The sequence below is a fragment of the Uliginosibacterium sp. H1 genome (assembly GCF_036017065.1).
Lineage (GTDB): Bacteria > Pseudomonadota > Gammaproteobacteria > Burkholderiales > Rhodocyclaceae > Uliginosibacterium.
In genome coordinates this window covers 569,087-588,824 of sequence record NZ_JAYXHR010000001.1, presented here as the reverse complement: position 1 = coordinate 588,824, position 19,738 = coordinate 569,087, and the positions used below count along the sequence as shown (strand labels likewise).

Here is a 19,738-nt window from a genome sequence, read left to right as displayed (position 1 = left end):
AGGTGTGCCCACCCACAGGCGCAACGGAGAAACAATGAGCAGCAAGTTCAAGCAAGCAGGTCTGGTAATGAGTGGCGTCGTCGTCGGCGTCCTCCTGAGTCTCCATTTCTCCGCACGCGCCGACCGCGAGGGGCCGACGCCCTTGCCGGTGGAAGAGATGCGTGCTTTCGCCACGGTCTTCGAGGCGATCAAGCAGAACTACGTCGATTCGGTGGACGACAAGAAGCTGGTCAAGAACGCGGTCAGCGGCATGGTGTCGGGCCTGGACCCGCACTCGACCTACCTTGACCAGGAAGAGAAGAAGGACCTGCAGGTTTCGATCAGCGGGGAATTCGGCGGTCTCGGCATCGAGGTCGGCATGGAGGACGGCTTCGTCAAGGTCGTCTCCCCGATCGAAGACACCCCGGCTTTCCGCGCAGGCGTGAAGGCAGGTGACCTCATCGTCCGCCTGGACAACGAGTCGGTCAAAGGCCTGTCGCTCAATGACGCCGTCAAGCGCATGCGCGGCAAGCCCGGTACCAAGATCAACCTGACCATCGCCCGCAAGGGTGCGGAGGCGCCCATCGAGGTGACGCTGACCCGCGAGGTCATCAAGGTGCAGAGCGTCAAGTCCAAGCTCATCGAGCCCGGCTACGGCTACGTCCGCCTGACCCAGTTCCAGCGCAACACCACCAGCGACCTGGTGCGCCATCTCGACCGCATCTACAAGCAGGGTCCGGTCAAGGGGTTGGTGCTGGATCTGCGTAACGACCCGGGCGGCCTGCTGAACAACGCCGTCGGCGTGTCGGCGGCCTTCCTGCCAAAGGATGCGCTGGTGGTGTACACCGACGGTCGCCTGCCGGATGCGAAGACGAAGTTCTTCGCTTCGCTGGACTACTACCGTGCTGACAACAGTGGCGACGACCCGCTGAAGGGGCTGCCGCCCGAAGCCAAGAAGGTGCCCATCGTGGTGCTGGTGAACGGTGGTTCGGCCTCTGCTTCGGAAATCGTGGCCGGCGCACTGCAGGACTACAAGCGCGCGACCATCCTGGGCACTCAGACTTTCGGCAAGGGTTCGGTGCAGAGCGTCATCGACCTGCCGGGCGGTACGGCAGTGAAGATCACCACGGCGCGCTATTTCACGCCGAATGGCCGGTCGATCCAGGCCAAGGGTATCGAGCCCGACCTGCTGGTCGAAGAGACCGCTGGTGCAAATTTCCCGCGCCTGCGTGAAGCCGACCTGCAGGGCCACCTGTCCAACCCGAAGGATGGCGCGGCCGTGCCGGCTGCCCCGACGAAGGCCACGGAAGAGAAGGCTCCGCCGCCCGCGAAGGTCGACAACGCCCCGCCCATCGAATTCGGTACCAAGGGTGACTTCCAGTTCGAACAGGCCGTCAATCATCTCAAGGGCCTGCCGGTGCAGACCAAGCCGGTGACGCCGACGGCCGAGACCTCGGCGCCTGCCGTGGCACCGGTCGCTCCGCCGGAGAAGGCGAAGTAAGAAGGCAGGAAGCAGGAGGAGGTTGCATCAAGACAAACGGCCCGCATTGCGGGCCGTTTGCTTTTGCCGGGCAGGGAGTGCGGCCTGGTGTCGATGCCGACCCGCCTCGGTACCGGCTTTGCGCTGGGTCAGTGTCGAGTCAGGTCACTGCTGTTTGCCGCAGCACGGGCCTCGTCTGCGGTGAAGCGATAGGTGTGGTTGGACAGGTCGTCGCGGATCACCACTTCGCCGTTTTCGGTCAGCATGCGTTCCACCTCCGCCGGGCCAAGTGACCGCAGCACGTTGCGCACCTTGTCCCAGTCCGGCGGGAAGTCGTGCGTCACCTCGCTGGGGGTGAAGACGCGGACAGTCTCCTCGTGGAAAAGGCGGGTCAGCAGCGTTTCCGGCTGGGTTGCCAGCAACTCGGCGTCCGACAGTGTGTTGACCAGCTGTTCGACGCGCGACCATCCGTCCTCGTCGCGCGCGTCCGCGCCGGGCAGCTTCTGCACGAAGAAACCGGCAGCGACATTCTCATCGGCCGCGAGGATCAGGTGCGCCGGCTGCTGTTCCGACAAGGCCAGGTAGTTCTGGAACATCTCCGACAGGCTGTCGCCTTCGGCCGGCACGAAGCTCTGGTAGGGCTGGCGCATGCTGTCCGCGTCCAGGGTCAGCATCAGGCGGCCATCGCCCAGCAGGTCCTGCAGCGGGGTGGCGGCGTCCAGCTTGCCTTCGGTCTGGGCGTAGCCGCGCAGGTTGAGGCTTTGCGAACAGTCGACGACCAGCAGCGACAGCGTGCCGTGGCCGCGCAACTGGAAAGTCAGGCGGCCGGGTTGCTTGAGGTTGGCGGCGATCAGCGTGGCGACGGCGCACATCTGTCCCAGCAGCGAGCGGGCAGTGGGGTCGTAGTCGCGCTGGGCCTGGATCAGCGACCAGGTGTCGGTGATGCGCACGACGGCGCCACGGATGTCCAGCTCTTCGAGCAGGAAGCGTTGTACGTGATTGCTCATGGTGCGGACCGCAGGCGCTTGCCCGTCAGGTTGGAGCTCACTGGCTGGAGCTCATTGATTGAAAAACTCGTCGAAACGGGTGGGGTCGAAGCCCATCATCAACTGGCCATCGCGTTCCACGACGGGGCGGCGGATGAGGCTGGGCTTGGCGATCATCAGCTGGTAGGCCCTGGCTTCGTAGAGGTTGCTCTTCTCGGCGTCCGAGAGGCCGCGCCAGGTCAGGCCCTTGGTGTTGATGAGCTTTTCCCAGCCGGTGTGCGCAGCCCAGCGCTTGAGGGTGTCCTCGTCGATGCCGCGGCGGGCATAGTCGTGGAATTCATAGGCGACGCCGGCTTCCTTCAGCCAGGTGAAAGCCTTCTTCATGCTGTCGCAATTCTTGATGCCGTAGATCGTGGTGGTCATTTTTTCCGGTCTGCCAGGGCAAGGTTGATCATCCAGGTGAGTACGCCGTACACCAGCGCACCCCACATCGCGGCCCAGAACCCGTCGACGCGGAAGCCGGTCACCAGTTCCGACACGCCCCAGAACAGCAGGGCGTTGATGACCAGCGCGAAGATGCCCAGGGTCAGTACCGTGATGGGCAGGGTCAGCAGGATGAGGATGGGGCGGATGAGCGCGTTGACCAGGCCCAGCAGCAGGGCTGCGGCCAGCGCGGCGAGATAGCTTTCGACGCGGATCGAGCTGACGATTTCCGGCACGATCATCAGGGCCAGGGCGCCCAACGCCCAGCGGATCAGCAACATCATGGTGGTGGCTTCCTAGCGGGATGCGCCAAGGGTCTTGGCGCGGGTTTCGGTATTGCGGAGTTCTTCGGCGGAAGGCTGCGGGCGGGCCAGCCAGTCGCCCATCTGGCGCCGCGCGATGGCGTGCAGAGCGGCGACGAACTCGTGGCGTTCGTTCAATGCAGGAATGTAGCGCAGTTCGCGCCCGCCCTTGTTGAGGAAGGCGGCCTTGCATTCCATGGCGATCTCTTCCAGCGTTTCCAGGCAATCGGCGACGAAACCGGGGCAGATGACATCCACCGTCTTCACCTTGCCGGCCATCTTCTCCAGCGTGGCCTGCGTATAGGGCTGCAGCCATTCGGCCCGGCCGAAGCGTGACTGGAAGGTCACGACATGGCCATCCGCCTTCAGGCCCAGGGCTTCGGCCAGCAGGCGTGCGGTCTTGTGGCACTCGCAGTGGTAGGGGTCGCCGCGGTCCAGCGAGAAGCGCGGCAGGCCGTGGAAGCTCATCACCAGCTTCTCGCCGCGGCCGTTGCGCGCCCAGTGCTCCTGCACGCTGGCAGCCAGTGCGCGGATGTAGCCCGGGTCGTCATGGAAACTGCGCACCAGACGGATCTCGGGAAGATTGCGGATGCGCGCGAGCGCCGCACCCACCGCGTCCATGACGCTGGCGGTCGTGCTGGCAGCGTACTGCGGATACATCGGCAGCACGAGGATGCGCGAGCATTGCTCCTCCTTCAGCTTGCCGATGACGTCTGCGATGGCTGGCTGCCCGTAGCGCATGGCATGCATGACGCACACGCGCTGCTCGCCGGCGTGGCCGAAGTAGCCCTGCAGCAGCTTGGCCTGTCGTTCGGTGTGGACCGCCAGTGGCGAGCCTTCGCTGGTCCACACCTGCGCGTACTTGGCGGCGGACTTCTTCGGGCGGGTGTTGAGGATGATGCCGTGCAGGACTGGCTTCCAGGCAAAGGACGGAATTTCCACCACCCGCGGGTCGGCCAGGAACTCGGCGAGGTACTTCTTCACCGCCGGCGCGGTCGCGGCTTCCGGCGTGCCGAGATTCACCAGCAGGATGCCGAAGCGTTCGGTGCTGCCATGACGGTGGGCAGGTTCGGGCAGGAAGCGGGACATAGGGAACGGAGGAACAGAGAGGTCCGGAACGGGTTCAGCGGTCACGCCGGCGCGGCGGAACGTGGATTTTACGCGGCTTGTCGTCCAGCTTGTTCCGGCGGCGACCCGGCAGTTCGCAGGAGCAGCAGTCCGCACAGCTCAGCAGATTCGCCAGCCGGGTCATTCCGCTGCGCGGCAGGTCGCAGTCGACATCGCAGGGCAGGTCGCAATCACCACGCTGGGCGGCGAGCGGCCGGCGCGGTGGCGGGACATGCAGGCGTTGCGCTTCGCGACAACGCGCGAGGCGAAGGTCGAGGATGCCCAGCCCTTTCAAGGCACCGTGGCGCCGTACTGCCCTCAGGCCCAGCGTGGAACAGCTGGCGTGGCCGGTCTGGGCGCGGTAGGCACAGCGGAAACCCTTCCATGGTGAAACGAAACGCCTGTAGCCGTGGATGGCGACCAGCAGCAGCCAGCGCGCCGGCATGCCTCAGTTGCTGGACGACAGTGCCGACGACAGCAGACGTGCCGTGATGTCCACGATCGGGATCACCCGCTCGTAGGCCATGCGGGTTGGGCCGATGACGCCCAGCGAGCCGATGACCTTGCCATCCACTTCGTAGGGCGCGGTGACCACGCTGCATTCGTCTAGCGGTGCGAGGCCGGACTCGTCGCCGATGTAGATCTGCACGCCCTCGGCGCGATGGGACAGGTCCAGCAGCTGGAGCATGCCGGTGCGTTGCTCGAAGAGCCTGAACAGCTCGCGCAGGCGGCCCATGTTGGTGGACAACTCGTCCACCTCCAGCAGGTTGCGCTCACCGGAGATCACCACGCCGCTGTCGGCACCCAGGGCCTCCTCGCCGGCATGAACGGTGGCGGTCATCAGCTCGTTCATGTTGGCGGAGATCTGGTGCAGCTCTTCGCGCAGCTTGGTCAGCATGTTGCCGAGGTCCAGCCCGGCAAAGTGATGGTTCAGGAAGTTGGCGGCCTCGACCAGCTCGGAGGCGGTGTAGGGCCGTTGCGTCATCAGCAGGCGGTTCTGCACGTCACCCTTGGCCGTGACGATGATCAGCAGCACCCGCGTCTCGGACAGGCTGACGAACTCGATCTGGCGGATCGTCGTCGTGTCGTTGCGCTGGGTCACCACCACGCCGGCAAACCGGGTCAGGTCGGACAGCAGGTGGGAGGCGGCGGAAATCAGGCGGCGCGGTTCGTCGGGTTGCAGCTGGCTGCGCAGCTCGCGCACCTGGGTGTGCTCCAGCGGCTGCACGGTCAGCAGCGTGTCGACGAACAGGCGGTAGCCCCGCGCCGTTGGCACACGGCCGGCGGAAGTGTGGGGGCTGGCGACGAAGCCGGCATCCTCCAGGTCGGACATCACGTTACGGATGGTCGCGGGCGACAGTTCCAGACCGGACTGGCGGGACAGGGCGCGCGACCCGACGGGCTGGCCGTCGGCGATGTAACGCTCGATGAGCGTCTTGAGCAGAACCCGGGAGCGGTGATCGAGGGCATTCATAAGCAGCCCCCATTCTAATGAGCCAGCGCTGGCAGGCAAAGGCATGCCTGACATTCCGATATGGTTAAATGCGCGGCATGAGTCTGGAATTCAACACTGTCGCGCTGGTCGGCAAGTACCAGAGTGCCGACATCGTAGACACCCTGACGCGGCTGGCGCGCTTCGCCCGTGACGCTGGCGCGCAGGTGTGGATAGAGACCGAGACCGCTGCGGCCACCGGCCTGACCGGCCGGGAAGAGACCGCCAGCTTCGAGCGCATCGGCGAATTTGCCGACCTGGTCATCGTGCTGGGCGGCGACGGCACCATGCTGATGGCCGCCCGTCGGGTGGCACCGCACACCGTGCCGCTGCTGGGCATCAACCTGGGACGCCTGGGTTTCCTGACCGACGTCGGCCATGACGAGATGCTGGAGCGGGTCGGCGAGATCCTCACCGGGCGTTACCTGCGCGAGCGTCGCATCCTGCTGGAAGCCGAGGTGCTGCGCGCGGGCGAACGCGTCTTTGCCGACACCGCGCTGAACGACGTGGTGCTGTCGCGCGGCGAGATCGGCCGCATGATCGAGTTCGAGTTGCACGTCGATGGCGAGTACATCTACTCGCAACGCTCCGACGGCATGATCGTCGCGACGCCGACCGGCTCCACCGCCTATGCGCTATCCGCCAACGGTCCGCTGCTGCATCCGCGACTGGCCGGCATCGTGCTGGTGCCGTTGTGCCCGCATGCGCTGACCCACCGACCGCTGGCGCTGGCACAGGACAGTACGGTGGAACTGGTGATCCGCCCCGGCCACGATGCGCGTATCCATTTCGATGGCCAGACCCTGTTCGACGCACGCGAGGGCGACCGCATCGTGTTGCGCCGCTCGCCGCAGACGGTCACGCTGCTGCACCCCGAGGGCTACAGCTACTTTGCGGTGCTGCGCGAAAAGCTGCACTGGAGCGCCGTGCCACAGCGCCCGCGCTGAACTTCCGTCCTGAAACGACCTCATGCTTCGTCGCCTGCTGATCCGCGATTTCGTCCTCGTCGACCGCCTGGAACTGGACTTCCGTGCCGGCTTCGGCGCCCTGACCGGCGAGACCGGTGCTGGAAAATCCATCCTTCTCGACGCGCTGTCGCTGCTGCTGGGTGAGCGCGCAGACGCCGCCATGGTCCGCCATGGCTGCGACAAGGCCGACCTCAGCGCCGAGTTCGAACTGGCCGACGCCGCCCCGGCGCGCAACTGGCTGGCCGAGCAGGACCTCGCCGGGGACGACGACAGCCTGGCCTTGTTGCGCCGGGTCATCGACAGCGCGGGCCGCTCCCGCGCCTACGTGAATGGCATCGCCGCCACGGCCACGCAATTGCGTGAGCTGGGCGACCTGCTGGCCGACATCCACGGCCAGCACGCCCACCAGGCCTTGTTGCGCCCGGACGCGCAACGCCAGCTGCTGGATGCCCATGCCGGCCTGACGCTGCAGGCGCGGGAACTGGCGGCCTACTACCGCGAATGGCAGAGCGCCCGGCGTACGCGTGAAGCGGCGGAGCAGGACCAGGCCGGCCTGGCGCGTGAGCGCGAGATGCTGGAATTCCAGGTGCGCGAGCTGACGGCGCTGGCCTTCGTGCCCAGCGAGTGGGAGGCCCTCAACCAGGAGCAGGCCCGCCTGTCGAACGCGGCCGAACTGCAGCAGGGCGCGGCGGCGGCACTGGACATCGTCAGTGAAGGCGACACGCCACTGGCTGCAGAAGCCGAGCGACTGGCCGCCCGCCTGCACGAACTTTCCGCTTACGACGACGCGCTGAAGCCGATGGCCGAGCTGATCTCGGAAGCCGCGATCCGCCTGGAGGAGGCGGGGCATGAGCTGCGCCGCTACAGCGACCGCGTCGACCTTGACCCGGCACGGCTGGCGGAAGTGGACGGGCGCATCGGTGACGTGCTGGGTTTGTCCCGCAAGTACCGTGTGCAGCCAGAAGAATTGCCGGACCTGCTGTCGGATCTGGCGGTGCGATTGACCGCCATCGGCGAATCCGGCGATCCGGTGAAGCTCGCGGAACTGGAAGAGAAGGCCCGCAAGACCTACGACGGGGCTGCACAGAAGCTCAGCAAGCTGCGCGCTGCTGCCGCCGCCGAACTCGCCGCGGCCGTCACGTCCGCGATGCAAGACCTGGCGATGTCCGGCGGCCGTTTCGAGATCGCCCTGGTGCCGGAGGCGGCGGGCAGCGCCAACGGCAACGAGCGCATCGAATTCCAGGTGGCGGCCAACCCCAGCCAGCCGCTGCGTGCGCTGGCCAAGGTGGCGTCCGGCGGCGAGCTGTCGCGCATCGGGCTGGCCATCCAGGTCATTACCTCGCAGTCGCAATCGGTGCCGACCTTGATCTTCGACGAGGTGGACGTCGGCATCGGCGGTGGCGTGGCCGAAGTCGTCGGCCGCCGCCTGCGTGAGCTCGGGGCGCATCGCCAGGTGCTGTGCGTGACCCACCTGCCGCAAGTGGCGGCACAGGCCAACTGGCAGTGGCGCGTGTCCAAGCACACGGAAGGTGACGTCACCCGCTCGCAACTGGTCGAGCTCGACGACGCGGGACGGGTGGAGGAAATCGCCCGCATGCTGGGCGGTGTGAAGATCACCGACACCACCCGCAGCCACGCAGCCGAGCTGCTGGGCTTGAGTCGCTGACAGCCGGCAGCGACAGGAACCTTCGGGAACCATCGGGAAGCAACAGGAAGCATCCGCACATGAAACCCGCAATCCTTCAACTCTGGCCCGGCGACGCGCCGGGCTCGGAAGGCCTGGACTTCGACCTGCAGTGCGTGGAGCGCAGCGCCGACCCCGCTGTGCGCGACCGCGCGGTGAGCAGCATCCGCCGGCCGACCCTCACCGTCTTCCGGCCCGCGCATCCCAACGGCTGCGGCGTGTTGCTGACGCCGGGTGGCGGTTACCAGCGCATCGTGCTGGACAAGGAAGGCGAGGACATCGCGCAGTGGCTCAATGCCCTGGGGGTCACGGTGTTCCTGCTGCAATACCGGCTGCCGGCCGAAGGTCACAATCACGGCGCCGACGTTCCGCTGCAGGATGCCCAGCGCGCGCTGCGACTGATCCGCCAGCGTGCGGCGGAGTGGGGGCTGGACCATGTCGGCGCATTGGGTTTCTCCGCAGGTGGTCACGTGGCGGCCATGCTGGCGACCTGCCACGTCCGCGAGGTGTACGCCGCTGTCGACGCGGCCGACGCGTTGTCCGCACGGCCGGACTTCGTGCTGCTCGGCTACCCGGTGATCAGCATGGATGCCGCCATTGCCCACGCCGGTTCCCGCCAGGCGCTGCTGGGCAGCGACGAGTCGCACGTGCGTCGCTACAGCGCGGAATGCCAGGTGAATGCACAGACGCCGCCGCTGTTCATCTTCCTGCCGGACGACGATGCGTCGGTGCTGCCGGAAAACAGCGTGCGGATGTACCTCGCGGCCCGCCATGCCGGCGTGAGTGCCGAGCTGCACAGCTTCCAGCGCGGCAGTCATGGCTTCGGCATCCGTTTTGCGCGTCACGGCACCGTGGCGGCATGGACAGGCCTGGCCGAAGGCTGGCTGCGGCAGAACGGCTGGTTGCCGCTGGCTGAAGCCTGAGCGGGCGCGCCTAGGCGCGCGCCATCACGCCGCGGCCGCTGCGCAGGCGGCGCACCTGCAGCGCGGCACCGGCCACGAAGAACGCGAACACGATACCCACCACCTTCTGCAGGGCGGGGTCCTCCGGGCTGCTGAACAGCGGCGCGCCGAGTGGCACGCGGGTGAAGGTCTCGGTCAGGCCGGGGATCATGTGGAAGAAGAAGGTCAGCGAATAGCTGACCGTCGCCACGTAGGGCGACAGCCTGCCGAATCGTCCGGTACCCGCCCAGGCCGCCAACGCCAGCACCCCCAGCGTCAGGATGCCCAGGACGTGCGGTGCGCCGAAGCCGCCGCGCTGGAAGATGCCGAAGCCGGTCAGGCAGGTCAGCACCGTCAGCCCCACATACGCCTGCCCGGCGCGGCTGCGCAGCGAGATGTCCTGGTCGCGCAGCAGGCAGACCAGGCCGGCAGCCACGGCGACCAGCGCCAGCACGGTGTGGAAGGTACCCAGGTTCGTTAGTCCGGACATCGTGCCTCCTTTGCAGGGCTCGGCGAATGTGCCGGGTGACACCGGCCATCCAGGCGGCCAACCAGCCGGCTCCCGATCAGCCTAGTCGACACCCGTGTCCACGACGGCGTGACAGGGCGCGTGAGCTGCATCCAGCTTCCAGACGGTCGTCAAACGCAGCATGGACGGGCCGCCTGTGCCATGCTGCCGGCGTACGTGATGCGGAGAAGAGGCATGTTCGAGAAGACGTTCGTCGCCGGCTGGGGCGACATGGATTACAACGCGCACATGCGCAACACTGCCTACCTCGACAAGGCGGCGGACCTGCGCATGATGTTCTTTGCCGAGCACGGTCTGCCGATGAGCGAGTTCATGCGCCTGCGCATCGGGCCGGTGGTGATGCGTGACGAGATCGAGTACTTCCGCGAGGTAAAGCTGCTGCAGTCCCTGAGGGTGGGGCTGATGCTGGCCGGCGTGTCGCCGGACGGTAGTCGCTTCCGCCTGCGCAACCTGTTCTGGGTGGACGAGACCTTGGTGGCGCGGCTGACCAGCACCGGCGGCTGGCTGGACCTGGAGGCACGCAAGCTGGTCGCGCCGCCCGACTTGATCATGGCAGCGCAGGCCGACCTGGCACGCAGCGAGGATTTCGCGGAACTGCCCTCCAGCCTGAAGGGCTGACGCCCCGACAGCTGGGGAGGGGCGGGGGCTAGCCCTGGTCTACGTCCGCAGCCTTGCGCGTGCCCGTGGATTTGTCCTCGTGGTCCCGGCGCGGGATGTGTTTTTCCAGGTGAGGCAGCAGGCTCAGCACGATCAGGCCCAGCACGGTGGCGAGGATGGCGGTGACTTCCCTGCCGAGGCCGGCGGCGATGCCGACCGCAGCCGTCAGCCAGATGCTCGCGGCGGTGGTCAGGCCCTTGATCTTCTCCTGCTCGCTGAGCTTGATGATCGCGCCGCCGCCCAGGAAACCGATGCCGGTGATGATGCCCTGCAGGACGCGGCTCATGTCGCCGGGCGCTACGCCTGCCATCGCGGGGGCCACGACGAACATCGCGGCGCCGAGCGCCACCAGCATGTGGGTGCGCAGGCCGGCGTCACTGTCGTGGCGCTCGCGATCCAGGCCGATCAGGCCTCCGAGTACCAGGGCGACGCAGAGCCGCACGGTGACACGGGTGAGCTCGCGGATATCATCCAGATCGGAAAATTCGGAACGTACGGTCTCGACGATCTGCTGCCAGAGGTCGGCCTCGTTCATTGCAGCGCGAGGGCAGCGAAACCGACGAAGCTCGTATAGAGCGTCCAGAGTACCGACGGCGTCAGCCACCAGGCGGCTTCAGTGGACGCCTTGGCAACATGCCAGGTGGCGGTGGTCACCACCAGCAGCGACGCGAGGTTCAGGAAGCTCGTGGCATAGGCGCCGGCATTGGCGACCAGCACCAGATGCAGCAGGCCCCAGGCGACCAGGGCGACCACCCAGCGTGACTGCCGACGGCCTTCACCGCCGCTGCTCCAAGCCTTCCAGCGTGCCACGCCCCACATCGGAAAGAGGGCTGCGCTGGCCAGTAGCGAGAGCCAGGGCGCGGGGGCGAACGGCAGGCCGTCCTGTGCCGGTCCTGGATGCTCGCCTGTCAGGGCGTACATCAGCGCCTGCACGGCGAGCGCCAGCAACAGCGGTGCGCCGGCGTTCAGCCAGAGCCGCGGCATGGCTGCCTGCCGGAAGCGTGACGGTGTGGTGGCTTGTCGGGTGGTGCCCGAGGGTGCTGCGAGGGTGCTGGAGTACATATGCGCTCTCCTTGCGGGCGGAAGGGAACGACCCATGGCCCGGGGCTAAGCAGGCTCGCGTGGATCGCGTCCTGTCTGCCGTCTTGTCTGGAACAGATGCTAGCGAGCGGCAGGCGGCGGCCCTGTAGGACAGCATTACCCCTGCATGACGGCCGAATCAGATTCGGCCCGGAACGCGGCAGACGAAAGGGCAGATGAGGGCAGAGAGGGCAGACGAGGGCAGGCCCGCAGGGCCGCGGCCTGCTCAGCCCTGGCTGAAGCGGAATACCGGCAGGTTCAGCCCCCACACGATCGCCGCGAGGCGTACCCCGAAGACGACCGCGAAGCCGGCGGCGAAGGCCGCACCGCGCCGTGTGCCGAGGCGGTGCACCAGCAGATAGACGAGGATGCCGACGATGGCGGCGGTGGCGTAGATGTCGCCGCGCAGCAGCAGCGGAATGCGGTCGCAGAGCACGTCCCGCACCACGCCACCGGCCACCCCGGTCATGGTGCCGGCCAGCACGATGATGATCGGCGGCAGCTTCGCCTCTTCCGCGATCTGTGCGCCAGCCAGCGCGAACAGGGCCAGCCCCAGCGCATCGAGAATCAGCAGGGCCGGCAATGGCACGGTCAGGAAATGTCCCCACACGATGGTGAGCAGCGTCGCGCCGAGAATGACGTACAGGTAGATCGGGTCGCGCAGCCAGAACACCGGCCGCGCCAGCAGGATGTCGCGCAAGGTGCCACCGCCGATGGCAGTCACCGCGGCGATGATGCTCACGCCCAGCCAGTCGAGGCCGATACGCCCGGCGGCCAGTGCCCCGCTGATGGCGAATACCGCCACGCCGATGAGGTCGCACAGGTAGAGCAGCATCAGGCCTCCGTGTCGCGCTTGCGGATCAGGTCCACGAACATCCGCGCCGCGGGGCCCAGCGGATGCTGTTTCGACCACACCACGTCCACCCACAGCCGGAAGATGCCGGTTGCATTCTCCAGCGCGATCTCCACCAGCGTGCCGGCGGCGATATGGGGGCGTACCAGCGCGTGCGGCAGGATGCCCCAGCCGAGGCCCGCCTGCATCAGCGCGATGGCCACCTCGTGGTTGTCGGTGCGCCAGTAGCGTTGCGACAGCTTCAGGCGCATCTCCGCCGGGCCCGCGTCGCGTCCGGCCACCACGATCTGGCGGTACTCGTTCAACTCGTCGGTGCGGAAAGCCTTGCCGCTTTCGTAGGCGGCGTGGCTGGGCGCGAGCACGGTGACCAGGGTGTCGGTGCTGACCTCCTCGAAGCCCTCGCGGCCGTCGAAGTGGGTGCGTTCGAACACCAGCGCGAGTTGCACGCGGCCTTCGTGCAGCATGCGCAGGGCGTCGTCCTGTGGCGCGCACAGGACTTCCACGTCCAGTTGCGGATAGCGCTGCACCAGGGTGGCGAGGTGGGCGGCCCAGTCGCATCCCAGCAGCTCGGGCGCGATGGCCAGGCTCAACCGGCTTTCCAGCCCCTGCGACAGCGCGAGGGCATGGGCTTCCAGCTCGCGCAGCTGGACCAGCATGTGACGCGCCTGCGGCTCCAGCGCGCGGGCCGCATCGGTCGGGGCCGGCTCGCGGCCGCTGCGGTCGAACAGCACCAGGCCCAGTTCCGCCTCCAGGTTGGCGATGCCCATGCTTACGGCCGAGGGCACGCGACCCAGGGCACGGGCCGCGGCGGAGAAGGAGCCGTGGTCCAGCACCGCCAGGAAGACTTCGATCGCATCGCTGGAGAGCTTCATGGAGTTGTCTGGATTGTCTGGATCGTCGGGTAGCGCACCGGTTGCCGTTTGATCCGGAACCTGTCAGGAAAACTGAAATCAGCTGACTCGCATTGTTAGTGGCACTGACATAAAGTCAAGCCCATCGGAAGTCCGCTGCGACAAAGGCGTCGAACACAGTCATGCAAGGATTCAAACGGAAGATCGTTCAGGCGCTGAGCTACGAGGCGATCGCCATCGTGCTGGTCACCGCCGCGGTGATGGCGGTGTCGGACCACGACGCGGCCAGTTCCGGTGGCCTGGCCGCGGCCACGTCGCTGATCGCGCTCACCTGGAACATGCTCTACAACACCGGCTTCGAAGCCTGGGAGGCACGCCAGGCCAGCCGCGAACGCACGCTGTTGCGCCGCGTCCTGCATGCGCTGGGCTTCGAGGCCGGGCTGGTGTTCTTCATCGTGCCGGTCATCGCCTGGTGGCTGGAGGTCAGCCTGCTGCAGGCGCTGGTGATGGACATCGGCCTCATCGTGTTCTTCATGTTCTACACGATGGTGTTCACCTGGTGCTTCGACCGGGTGTTCGGCCTGCCGGCGTCCGCCCGGGCGGTGCCGGCATGCGAGGGCTGCTGAGGAGAAGCCGCAGCGGAACGGTTCTGGCGTCGTTGCATCGCCCTGGCGTACCGGGCGCGTACTGCCTGCGTCGATGCACCTGGCCAGAATCGCTACGCTGCGCCTCACGCCATTCCGTTACGCCTTCTCAGTCGGCAGAACGCGCCGTGCGGGCCGTCGAACCCTGCGGCGCGGCGCGCAGGTACTGTCGCGGCCAGCTGGTGGTCGTGTGCAGCGTGCTGGCGGCATGCAGCGGCCAGTACGGGTCACGCAGCAGCTCACGTGCCAGGAAGATCATGTCGGCCTGCCCGGTGCGCAGGATGTGCTCCGCCTGCATGGCGTGGGTGATGAGGCCCACCGCGCCGGTGGCGATACCGGCCTCTGCCCGGATGCGCGCTGCAAAACCGGTCTGGTAGCCCGGACCGAGCGGAATGTCTGGCGCTGCCAGCATGCCGCCACTGGTGGTGTCGATCAGGTCCGCGCCATCGTCCTTCAGCAGGCGGGCCAGTGCGATGGTCTGTTCGACGTCCCAGCCGCCGGATTCCGCCCAGTCGGTCGCCGACAGCCGCACCAGCAGCGGCAACTGTTCGGGCACGACCTTGCGCACGGCGCGCACGACCTCGCGGGTGAGGCGCACACGGTTGTCGAAGCTGCCGCCGTAGGCGTCGCTGCGATGGTTGGAAAGCGGCGACAGGAACTGGTGCAGCAGGTAGCCGTGCGCGGCATGCACCTCGATCACCTCGAAGCCGGCGTACAGCGCGCGGCGCGCCGCGGCCTCGAAGTCGGCGATCACCTTCGCGATGCCATCCGCATCCAGTGCCTGCGGCTGCGGGTAGTTGTCGGAGAAGCGGAGGGCGGAGGGCGCCACCACCTGCCAGCCGCCTTGCGCCACTGGAACCTCCCCGTTGCCCTTGCCCGGCGCCCAGGTGCTGGCCTTGCGGCCTGCGTGTGCGAGTTGCACCGAGGCCACCGCACCCTGCGAGCGGATGAAGTCGGTGACGCGGGCCAGCGGCTCGATGTGACGGTCGTCCCACAGGCCCAGGTCTTCCGGGCTGATGCGGCCTTCCGGCGACACCGCCGTGGCTTCTGCCATCACCAGGCCGGCGCCGCCGCTGGCACGGCTGCCCAGGTGCACCAAGTGCCAGTCGGTGGCGAGTCCATCCTCACAGGAGTACATGCACATCGGCGACACGGCGATGCGGTTGGGCAGGGTGATGTCCTTGAGCTGGAGCGGCGTGAAGAGCAGGGCTTGCGACATGGTGGCTTCCGGTGATTGTTCAGGATGTGCAGGAGTCAGGCATAGGAATCAGGACCGCTTGCGCAGGTCGGGCAGCAGGACGGTGAGCAACCCCAGCAGCGGCAGCCAGGCGCAGATCTCATACACGTAGAAGATGCCGCGCGCATCCGCCACCTTGCCCAGCACGGCCGCGCCCAGGCCGCCCATGCCGAAGGCGAAGCCGAAGAACAGGCCGGACACCATGCCCACCTTGCCGGGCATCAGCTCCTGCGCGAAGACCACGATGGCCGAGAACGCCGAGGCCAGGATGAAGCCGATGACGAAGGTGAGGATCTCGGTCCACAGCAGGTTGGCGTGGGGCAGCAGCAGCGTGAAGGGTGCAACGCCGAGGATGGAGAACCAGATGACCTGCTTGCGGCCGATGCGGTCGCCGATCGGCCCGCCGAGGATGGTGCCGGCGGCCACGGCGAACAGGAACACGAAGAGGTGCAGCTGCGCCGACTCCACCGACAGGCCGAACTTCTCGATCAGGTAGAAGGTGTAGTAGCTCTGCAGGCTGGCGAGGTAGAAGTGCTTGCTGAAGATCAGCACCAGCAGCACGCCGATGGCCAGCATCACGCGGCCGCGAGGCAGGCTGTTGTCATGCGTGGCGGCGCGCGGTTTGCGCTGGATGTGGGCCAGCTCGCGCCGGTACCACAGGCCGATCTGCCACAGCACACCGATGGCCAGCAATGCCGCCAGCGAGAACCAGGCAATGGCCCCCTGGCCACGCGGCATCACCACCCAGATGGCGAGCAGCGGCCCCATCGCGCTGCCGGCGTTGCCGCCCACCTGGAAGATGGATTGCGCCAGGCCGTGGCGACCGCCCGAGGCCATGCGCGCGACGCGTGAGGACTCGGGGTGGAAGATCGACGACCCGGTGCCGACGAGGGCGGACGCGATGAGCACGGTGGCGAAGTCCGGCGCCGTCGCCAGCACCAGCAGCCCCACCAGCGTGAAGCCCATGCCCAGCGACAAGGCCCAGGACTTGGGATGCTTGTCGGTGTACGCACCCACCATCGGCTGCAGCAGCGACGCGGTGATCTGGTAGGTCAGCGTGATCAGGCCGATCTGCGTGAAGCTCAGCGAGAACTCGCCTTTGAGCAGCGGGTAGATCGACAGGATCATCGACTGGATCATGTCGTTCAGGAAGTGCGAGAAGCTGATCGCCCCCAGCACCCGGAAACGGGTCTGCTCGGCGGCGGCGTCCTGTACGGTGCCGCCGTTGGCAACCGAGGGGACGAGACGTTCTGACATGGCGGTGCATCCTTGGCGCGCCCGGCGCGAAAACTGCGAAGCGTGATGCTACTGGCCTTGATCGCGCCCGTCCTGCGAAAATGGGAATGAACATTTCGTAAAAAGGACATAAGCGTGCCCGCAGCGCCCCACGGCCAGCGCAAGCCCGGCGTCCCGGTTCCGCAGATCGCGCCCGGCGAGGCCGTCATGCCCGCCCATTTCGAGGGCTATGACCGCAGCGAACTGCCGGTGACGGCCATCGCGGCCGACTACACGCCCGGGCACGTGACCGCCTTGCATGTGCATCCCACGGCGCAGCTCCTGCATGCCGAGCACGGCGTCATGGTCGTCAGCACATCGCAAGGCCAGTGGGTGGTGCCGCCCACGCGCGGCCTGTGGATGCCGGCCGGCGTGACGCACAGCGTACGCATGGTGGGTGCGGTGCGCATGCGCACTGCCTTCATACGGCCGGACGCGCGCGGCAACCTGCCGCCGGCCTGTTCGGTGATCGTGGTGTCGCCGCTGTTGCGCGAGTTGATCCTCGCCGCCATCGAGGTGCCCTTGCCCTACGAGGAAGACTCACGCGACGGTCGTCTCATGCAGTTGCTGCTGGACGAACTGGAGCTGTTGCCGACGCTGCCGTTGCACCTGCCACGCCCGGCCGACGCCCGCCTGCAACGCATCTGCGATGCCATCCTCCAGCAGCCGGACGACGTGCGCACCGTGCCGGAGTGGGCGGCGGAGCAGGGCGTGGATGCCAAGACCGTGCAACGCCTGTTCGCACGCGAGACGGGCATGAGCTTCGGCCAGTGGCGCCAGCAGGCCCGGTTGCTGGCCGGGCTGGAGCGGCTGGCGGCCGGTGCCAAGGTGGTGGATGTGGCGCTGGACCTTGGCTACAGCAGCCCCGGCGCCTTCGCCACCATGTTCCGCCGCCAGTTCGGCGTGCCGCCGAGCATGTTCTTCCGCTGAACTCTCCGCTGAGTTCTCCACCGAACTCTCCGCTGGACCTGCCGGCGCCGCGACCGGTGAGGATTCCGGTACGCAGCGCCAGCCGGTGTTGCCGGACCCAGGTCAGGATCTGGCGTTCGGATACTCGCGGCCTGCCCCGGGAAGACGGCGGACTGCCTCGTCCATGTCGGCCTGCCCCGCGGCATCGCCGAGCTTCTTGCGGGCGACGCCGCGACCGTAGAGGGCTCGCACCGCGCGCGGCTCCAGACGCAGGGCCGCGTCGAAGTCGGCCAGCGCCTCGCGGTCGGCGTTCAGCAGCAGGCTGGCCTGTCCGCGTGAGATCAGCGCATTGACGACCGGAATGGTCGTCTGGTTGGGCAGGGCGGACCGGCAGGCCTCGGCGCCTTTCTCGGCCTGTCCGTTGGCCACCCGGATGACGCACTGGGCGCCCACGACGCGCGAGTCCTGGGGCGTCAGCCTGGCCGCGTGTTCGATGTCGGCAAGCGCACCGGCCAGGTCGCCCTGCACGTAACGGATCATCGCGCGGTCAAATGCGGCGCGGGCGTGGTTGGGATTCCCCTCCAGCGCCTGGTCGAGCAGCGGCAGCGCTTCGGAGAGCTTGTTCTGTTCGACGAGTTCGTGCGCCTTGCGTGCGGCCGTGTCGGCCGGCGACAGCGTGGCCGGTTGGGTCTGGGCGAAGCAGGTGGTCGAGGTCGCGAGTGCCATCGCGACCAGCAGATTGCGTGCAGGCATGGAAGTTCTCCGGGGTAGTGGGCAGGGCGGTTCCGGGGGCGGGTCTGCCGGCATTGCGTCGTGGGCGTCGTGGCCGTCGCGGGCATCGCGGACCTCGTGGCGCGACATCGCGGCGTCAGATCGGGGAATTACATCGGCATCCCGCGTCGGGATGCGGATTATCGATCCGTGTGCGAAGCGGCTTCAGCACCCTGAAGGGCAATGCGCACGCGACGACGCTGGGGACGGCCGCGTGACCCAGGCCGACCGAACGCCACGCCACTTCCCCGCACCCTCACAGCCTTTGCCAGATGCGCAGATGTCGCTCCGGTTGAACGCTTGCCATTTGAACGCTTGCGCTTGCCTGTCGTCCATCGTCAGTACGGCATGCCATCACGCATGCGCTTCTGGCGAGTCTTCATGAGCACATCCTCGAGTAACGCTACGACACAGGCGCGCATCAAGCTCGTGTTGCTGCCCGGGCTGGATGGCACCGGCGTGTTGTTCCGCCCGCTGCTGTCCGCGTTGCCGCCGGACATCGAGCCGGTGGTGATCAGTTATCCGACGCAGGAGGCGCTGGGCTACGACGAGTTGCTGGCGCTCGTGACACCGGCACTGCCGCAAGGCGACTTCGTACTGCTGGGCGAGTCCTTCGGCGGTCCGCTGTCATTGCGCATCGCCGCCAGCAAGCCGGTGGGGCTGCGCGGCCTCGTGCTGAGTGCCAGCTTCGTGACCTGTCCCTACGACTGGCTGCCGCTATGGATGTCTTCCCTGGTGCCGGCGTTTCCGTTCCGGCATTTCCCGGCTTTCGCGCGCTTGCGCGGGCGGCTGGGTGGATATGGCACGTCGACGCTGAGCGCCTTGTCCACCGAAGCGCTGACGATGGTGGCGCCGGAAGTGTTCGCTCATCGCGTGCGGCAACTGATCCGCGTCAGCGTGGAGGCGGAACTGGGCGCGTGCGCCGTGCCGCTGATGTATCTGCGTGGCGAGCAGGATCACGTGGTGCCCGCCAGCAACCTCGCGCGCGTGCGACGCCTGCGGCCCGACACCGAAGTCGTTCGCCTTCCTGCGCCGCATCTCGTCCTGCAGGTGCGTCCGCAGGAGAGTGCGCAGGCGCTGGCGGCATTCTGTCGTCGCGTCCTGCGCGACGACATGTCATCCGTATGAGTGGTTTTCCGCCCGGAGTTTGACGCAGATCGAAATGCGGCGGCCGTCGCGTGGCTACGCTGCATGCATGTCGAACGTGGTTCTGCGCTACGCACTCTCGCTCATCTGCCTTCTGCTGCCGGCCCTGTCCGTGCAGGCGGAAGCGGGCGAGCCCATGCACGTGCAGCTTTGCGCCACGCATGCTGCCGACGCGCAGACGAGTGGGACGCGAACCGCCGCAACGGCACGTATGCCTGCTGAATCTGCGGGCGACCTCGCGCAACTGTCGCACGGTCGTTGTGCCGGGGGGGCGGAGCTTGCCTGTTGCCAGGGCGGTATGTCCCCGTTGCCCAGCAGTGTAGACGCCGGTTTCGTGCCGGCACTGGCGCATCTTGCGCCGACC

At 67.3% G+C, this 19,738-nt stretch carries 22 protein-coding genes; 8 read left to right on the top strand and 14 right to left on the bottom strand.

Annotated elements, in window-relative coordinates; translation table 11 throughout:
• The first annotated feature begins 34 nt into the window (after positions 1-34).
• On the top strand, positions 35-1,480 hold the full coding sequence (locus VVD47_RS02630) for a S41 family peptidase (RefSeq protein WP_327601842.1): 1,446 nt from the start codon (positions 35-37) through the stop codon (positions 1,478-1,480).
• Between the two features lie 128 nt (positions 1,481-1,608).
• Here VVD47_RS02630 and hslO read toward each other — a convergent pair whose 3' ends face one another.
• Genes hslO through hrcA form a run of 6 tightly spaced genes read right to left on the bottom strand, consistent with a single transcriptional unit; the run spans position 1,609 to position 5,811 of the window.
• Positions 1,609-2,466: an Hsp33 family molecular chaperone HslO gene (gene hslO / locus VVD47_RS02625; protein WP_327601841.1), complete on the bottom strand. Its 858-nt coding sequence runs from the start codon at positions 2,464-2,466 to the stop codon at positions 1,609-1,611.
• Between the two features lie 51 nt (positions 2,467-2,517).
• Positions 2,518-2,868 carry an ArsC family reductase gene (locus VVD47_RS02620; RefSeq protein WP_327601840.1) on the bottom strand — a complete coding sequence of 117 codons (351 nt, stop codon included), beginning with the start codon at positions 2,866-2,868 and terminating at the stop codon, positions 2,518-2,520.
• The gene (locus tag VVD47_RS02615; protein ID WP_327601839.1) at positions 2,865-3,212 is read right to left on the bottom strand and encodes a phage holin family protein; all 348 of its coding nucleotides are present in this window, start codon (positions 3,210-3,212) and stop codon (positions 2,865-2,867) included. The genes VVD47_RS02620 and VVD47_RS02615 overlap by 4 nt, the downstream gene beginning before the upstream one ends.
• 12 nt (positions 3,213-3,224) lie before the next feature.
• On the bottom strand, positions 3,225-4,319 hold the full coding sequence (gene hemH / locus VVD47_RS02610; protein ID WP_327601838.1) for a ferrochelatase: 1,095 nt from the start codon (positions 4,317-4,319) through the stop codon (positions 3,225-3,227).
• A gap of 34 nt (positions 4,320-4,353) precedes the next feature.
• A complete protein-coding gene (yidD, locus tag VVD47_RS02605) occupies positions 4,354-4,782 on the bottom strand; it encodes a membrane protein insertion efficiency factor YidD (protein WP_327601837.1) in 429 nt (142 codons plus the stop codon).
• A gap of 3 nt (positions 4,783-4,785) precedes the next feature.
• Positions 4,786-5,811 carry a heat-inducible transcriptional repressor HrcA gene (gene hrcA / locus VVD47_RS02600; protein WP_327601836.1) on the bottom strand — a complete coding sequence of 342 codons (1,026 nt, stop codon included), beginning with the start codon at positions 5,809-5,811 and terminating at the stop codon, positions 4,786-4,788.
• Between the two features lie 77 nt (positions 5,812-5,888).
• On the opposite strand from hrcA, the gene VVD47_RS02595 reads away from it, so the two are divergent.
• From VVD47_RS02595 to VVD47_RS02585, 3 genes are read left to right on the top strand one after another with little or no spacing between them, the layout of a single operon-like run.
• Positions 5,889-6,776: an NAD kinase gene (locus VVD47_RS02595; RefSeq protein WP_327601835.1), complete on the top strand. Its 888-nt coding sequence runs from the start codon at positions 5,889-5,891 to the stop codon at positions 6,774-6,776.
• Positions 6,777-6,798: 22 nt separating this feature from the next.
• Positions 6,799-8,463, top strand: coding sequence for a DNA repair protein RecN (gene recN / locus VVD47_RS02590; protein WP_327601834.1), 1,665 nt, complete (start codon positions 6,799-6,801; stop codon positions 8,461-8,463).
• A 59-nt stretch (positions 8,464-8,522) separates the two neighbouring features.
• A complete protein-coding gene (locus tag VVD47_RS02585; RefSeq protein WP_327601833.1) occupies positions 8,523-9,404 on the top strand; it encodes an alpha/beta hydrolase in 882 nt (293 codons plus the stop codon).
• 10 nt (positions 9,405-9,414) lie between these two features.
• On the opposite strand, the gene VVD47_RS02580 is transcribed toward VVD47_RS02585, so the two are convergent.
• Positions 9,415-9,912 carry a hypothetical protein gene (locus VVD47_RS02580; protein ID WP_327601832.1) on the bottom strand — a complete coding sequence of 166 codons (498 nt, stop codon included), beginning with the start codon at positions 9,910-9,912 and terminating at the stop codon, positions 9,415-9,417.
• A gap of 213 nt (positions 9,913-10,125) precedes the next feature.
• Here VVD47_RS02580 and VVD47_RS02575 point away from each other — a divergent pair, with 213 nt between their 5' ends.
• Positions 10,126-10,569, top strand: coding sequence for an acyl-CoA thioesterase (locus VVD47_RS02575; RefSeq protein ID WP_327601831.1), 444 nt, complete (start codon positions 10,126-10,128; stop codon positions 10,567-10,569).
• Positions 10,570-10,597: 28 nt separating this feature from the next.
• On the opposite strand, the gene VVD47_RS02570 is transcribed toward VVD47_RS02575, so the two are convergent.
• The 4 genes from VVD47_RS02570 to VVD47_RS02555 all read right to left on the bottom strand — a co-directional run bounded on the left by VVD47_RS02570 (position 10,598) and on the right by VVD47_RS02555 (position 13,413).
• Complete coding sequence (locus tag VVD47_RS02570; RefSeq protein WP_327601830.1) at positions 10,598-11,143, bottom strand: MgtC/SapB family protein; 546 nt, start codon at positions 11,141-11,143, stop codon at positions 10,598-10,600.
• Positions 11,140-11,670, bottom strand: coding sequence for a tryptophan-rich sensory protein (locus VVD47_RS02565; RefSeq protein WP_327601829.1), 531 nt, complete (start codon positions 11,668-11,670; stop codon positions 11,140-11,142). The genes VVD47_RS02570 and VVD47_RS02565 overlap by 4 nt, the downstream gene beginning before the upstream one ends.
• Before the next feature lie 244 nt (positions 11,671-11,914).
• A complete protein-coding gene (locus VVD47_RS02560) occupies positions 11,915-12,523 on the bottom strand; it encodes a trimeric intracellular cation channel family protein (RefSeq protein ID WP_327601828.1) in 609 nt (202 codons plus the stop codon).
• Positions 12,523-13,413 carry a LysR family transcriptional regulator gene (locus tag VVD47_RS02555; protein ID WP_327601827.1) on the bottom strand — a complete coding sequence of 297 codons (891 nt, stop codon included), beginning with the start codon at positions 13,411-13,413 and terminating at the stop codon, positions 12,523-12,525. Before VVD47_RS02555 ends, VVD47_RS02560 begins: the two co-directional genes overlap by 1 nt.
• A gap of 161 nt (positions 13,414-13,574) precedes the next feature.
• On the opposite strand from VVD47_RS02555, the gene VVD47_RS02550 reads away from it, so the two are divergent.
• Entirely contained in the window at positions 13,575-14,018 is a 444-nt protein-coding gene (locus VVD47_RS02550; RefSeq protein ID WP_327601826.1) for a PACE efflux transporter, read from the top strand.
• Between the two features lie 127 nt (positions 14,019-14,145).
• On the opposite strand, the gene VVD47_RS02545 is transcribed toward VVD47_RS02550, so the two are convergent.
• Positions 14,146-15,255, bottom strand: a complete 1,110-nt coding sequence (locus VVD47_RS02545) for an NADH:flavin oxidoreductase/NADH oxidase (RefSeq protein WP_327601825.1) — start codon at positions 15,253-15,255, stop codon at positions 14,146-14,148.
• A 48-nt stretch (positions 15,256-15,303) separates the two neighbouring features.
• The gene (locus VVD47_RS02540) at positions 15,304-16,530 is read right to left on the bottom strand and encodes an MFS transporter (RefSeq protein ID WP_327601824.1); all 1,227 of its coding nucleotides are present in this window, start codon (positions 16,528-16,530) and stop codon (positions 15,304-15,306) included.
• A 114-nt stretch (positions 16,531-16,644) separates the two neighbouring features.
• Here VVD47_RS02540 and VVD47_RS02535 point away from each other — a divergent pair, with 114 nt between their 5' ends.
• Complete coding sequence (locus VVD47_RS02535) at positions 16,645-17,478, top strand: AraC family transcriptional regulator (protein WP_327601823.1); 834 nt, start codon at positions 16,645-16,647, stop codon at positions 17,476-17,478.
• 102 nt (positions 17,479-17,580) lie between these two features.
• On the opposite strand, the gene VVD47_RS02530 is transcribed toward VVD47_RS02535, so the two are convergent.
• Positions 17,581-18,210, bottom strand: coding sequence for a tetratricopeptide repeat protein (locus tag VVD47_RS02530; RefSeq protein ID WP_327601822.1), 630 nt, complete (start codon positions 18,208-18,210; stop codon positions 17,581-17,583).
• A gap of 399 nt (positions 18,211-18,609) precedes the next feature.
• Between VVD47_RS02530 and VVD47_RS02525 the strand changes: the two genes are divergently transcribed.
• The gene (locus VVD47_RS02525; protein WP_327601821.1) at positions 18,610-19,356 is read left to right on the top strand and encodes an alpha/beta fold hydrolase; all 747 of its coding nucleotides are present in this window, start codon (positions 18,610-18,612) and stop codon (positions 19,354-19,356) included.
• Positions 19,357-19,738 lie beyond the last annotated feature (382 nt).

Coding starts and splice junctions, on each gene's coding strand:
- VVD47_RS02560 (WP_327601828.1), bottom strand. CDS start 12,523: ATGCTGCTCTACCTGTGCGACCTCATCGGCGTGGCGGTATTCGCCATC.
- VVD47_RS02555 (WP_327601827.1), bottom strand. CDS start 13,413: ATGAAGCTCTCCAGCGATGCGATCGAAGTCTTCCTGGCGGTGCTGGAC.
- VVD47_RS02550 (WP_327601826.1), top strand. CDS start 13,575: ATGCAAGGATTCAAACGGAAGATCGTTCAGGCGCTGAGCTACGAGGCG.
- VVD47_RS02565 (WP_327601829.1), bottom strand. CDS start 11,670: ATGTACTCCAGCACCCTCGCAGCACCCTCGGGCACCACCCGACAAGCC.
- VVD47_RS02540 (WP_327601824.1), bottom strand. CDS start 16,530: ATGTCAGAACGTCTCGTCCCCTCGGTTGCCAACGGCGGCACCGTACAG.
- VVD47_RS02575 (WP_327601831.1), top strand. CDS start 10,126: ATGTTCGAGAAGACGTTCGTCGCCGGCTGGGGCGACATGGATTACAAC.
- VVD47_RS02615 (WP_327601839.1), bottom strand. CDS start 3,212: ATGATGTTGCTGATCCGCTGGGCGTTGGGCGCCCTGGCCCTGATGATC.
- VVD47_RS02630 (WP_327601842.1), top strand. CDS start 35: ATGAGCAGCAAGTTCAAGCAAGCAGGTCTGGTAATGAGTGGCGTCGTC.
- hrcA (WP_327601836.1), bottom strand. CDS start 5,811: ATGAATGCCCTCGATCACCGCTCCCGGGTTCTGCTCAAGACGCTCATC.
- VVD47_RS02580 (WP_327601832.1), bottom strand. CDS start 9,912: ATGTCCGGACTAACGAACCTGGGTACCTTCCACACCGTGCTGGCGCTG.
- VVD47_RS02545 (WP_327601825.1), bottom strand. CDS start 15,255: ATGTCGCAAGCCCTGCTCTTCACGCCGCTCCAGCTCAAGGACATCACC.
- VVD47_RS02585 (WP_327601833.1), top strand. CDS start 8,523: ATGAAACCCGCAATCCTTCAACTCTGGCCCGGCGACGCGCCGGGCTCG.
- yidD (WP_327601837.1), bottom strand. CDS start 4,782: ATGCCGGCGCGCTGGCTGCTGCTGGTCGCCATCCACGGCTACAGGCGT.
- VVD47_RS02525 (WP_327601821.1), top strand. CDS start 18,610: ATGAGCACATCCTCGAGTAACGCTACGACACAGGCGCGCATCAAGCTC.
- VVD47_RS02620 (WP_327601840.1), bottom strand. CDS start 2,868: ATGACCACCACGATCTACGGCATCAAGAATTGCGACAGCATGAAGAAG.
- VVD47_RS02530 (WP_327601822.1), bottom strand. CDS start 18,210: ATGCCTGCACGCAATCTGCTGGTCGCGATGGCACTCGCGACCTCGACC.
- hslO (WP_327601841.1), bottom strand. CDS start 2,466: ATGAGCAATCACGTACAACGCTTCCTGCTCGAAGAGCTGGACATCCGT.
- hemH (WP_327601838.1), bottom strand. CDS start 4,319: ATGTCCCGCTTCCTGCCCGAACCTGCCCACCGTCATGGCAGCACCGAA.
- VVD47_RS02570 (WP_327601830.1), bottom strand. CDS start 11,143: ATGAACGAGGCCGACCTCTGGCAGCAGATCGTCGAGACCGTACGTTCC.
- recN (WP_327601834.1), top strand. CDS start 6,799: ATGCTTCGTCGCCTGCTGATCCGCGATTTCGTCCTCGTCGACCGCCTG.
- VVD47_RS02595 (WP_327601835.1), top strand. CDS start 5,889: ATGAGTCTGGAATTCAACACTGTCGCGCTGGTCGGCAAGTACCAGAGT.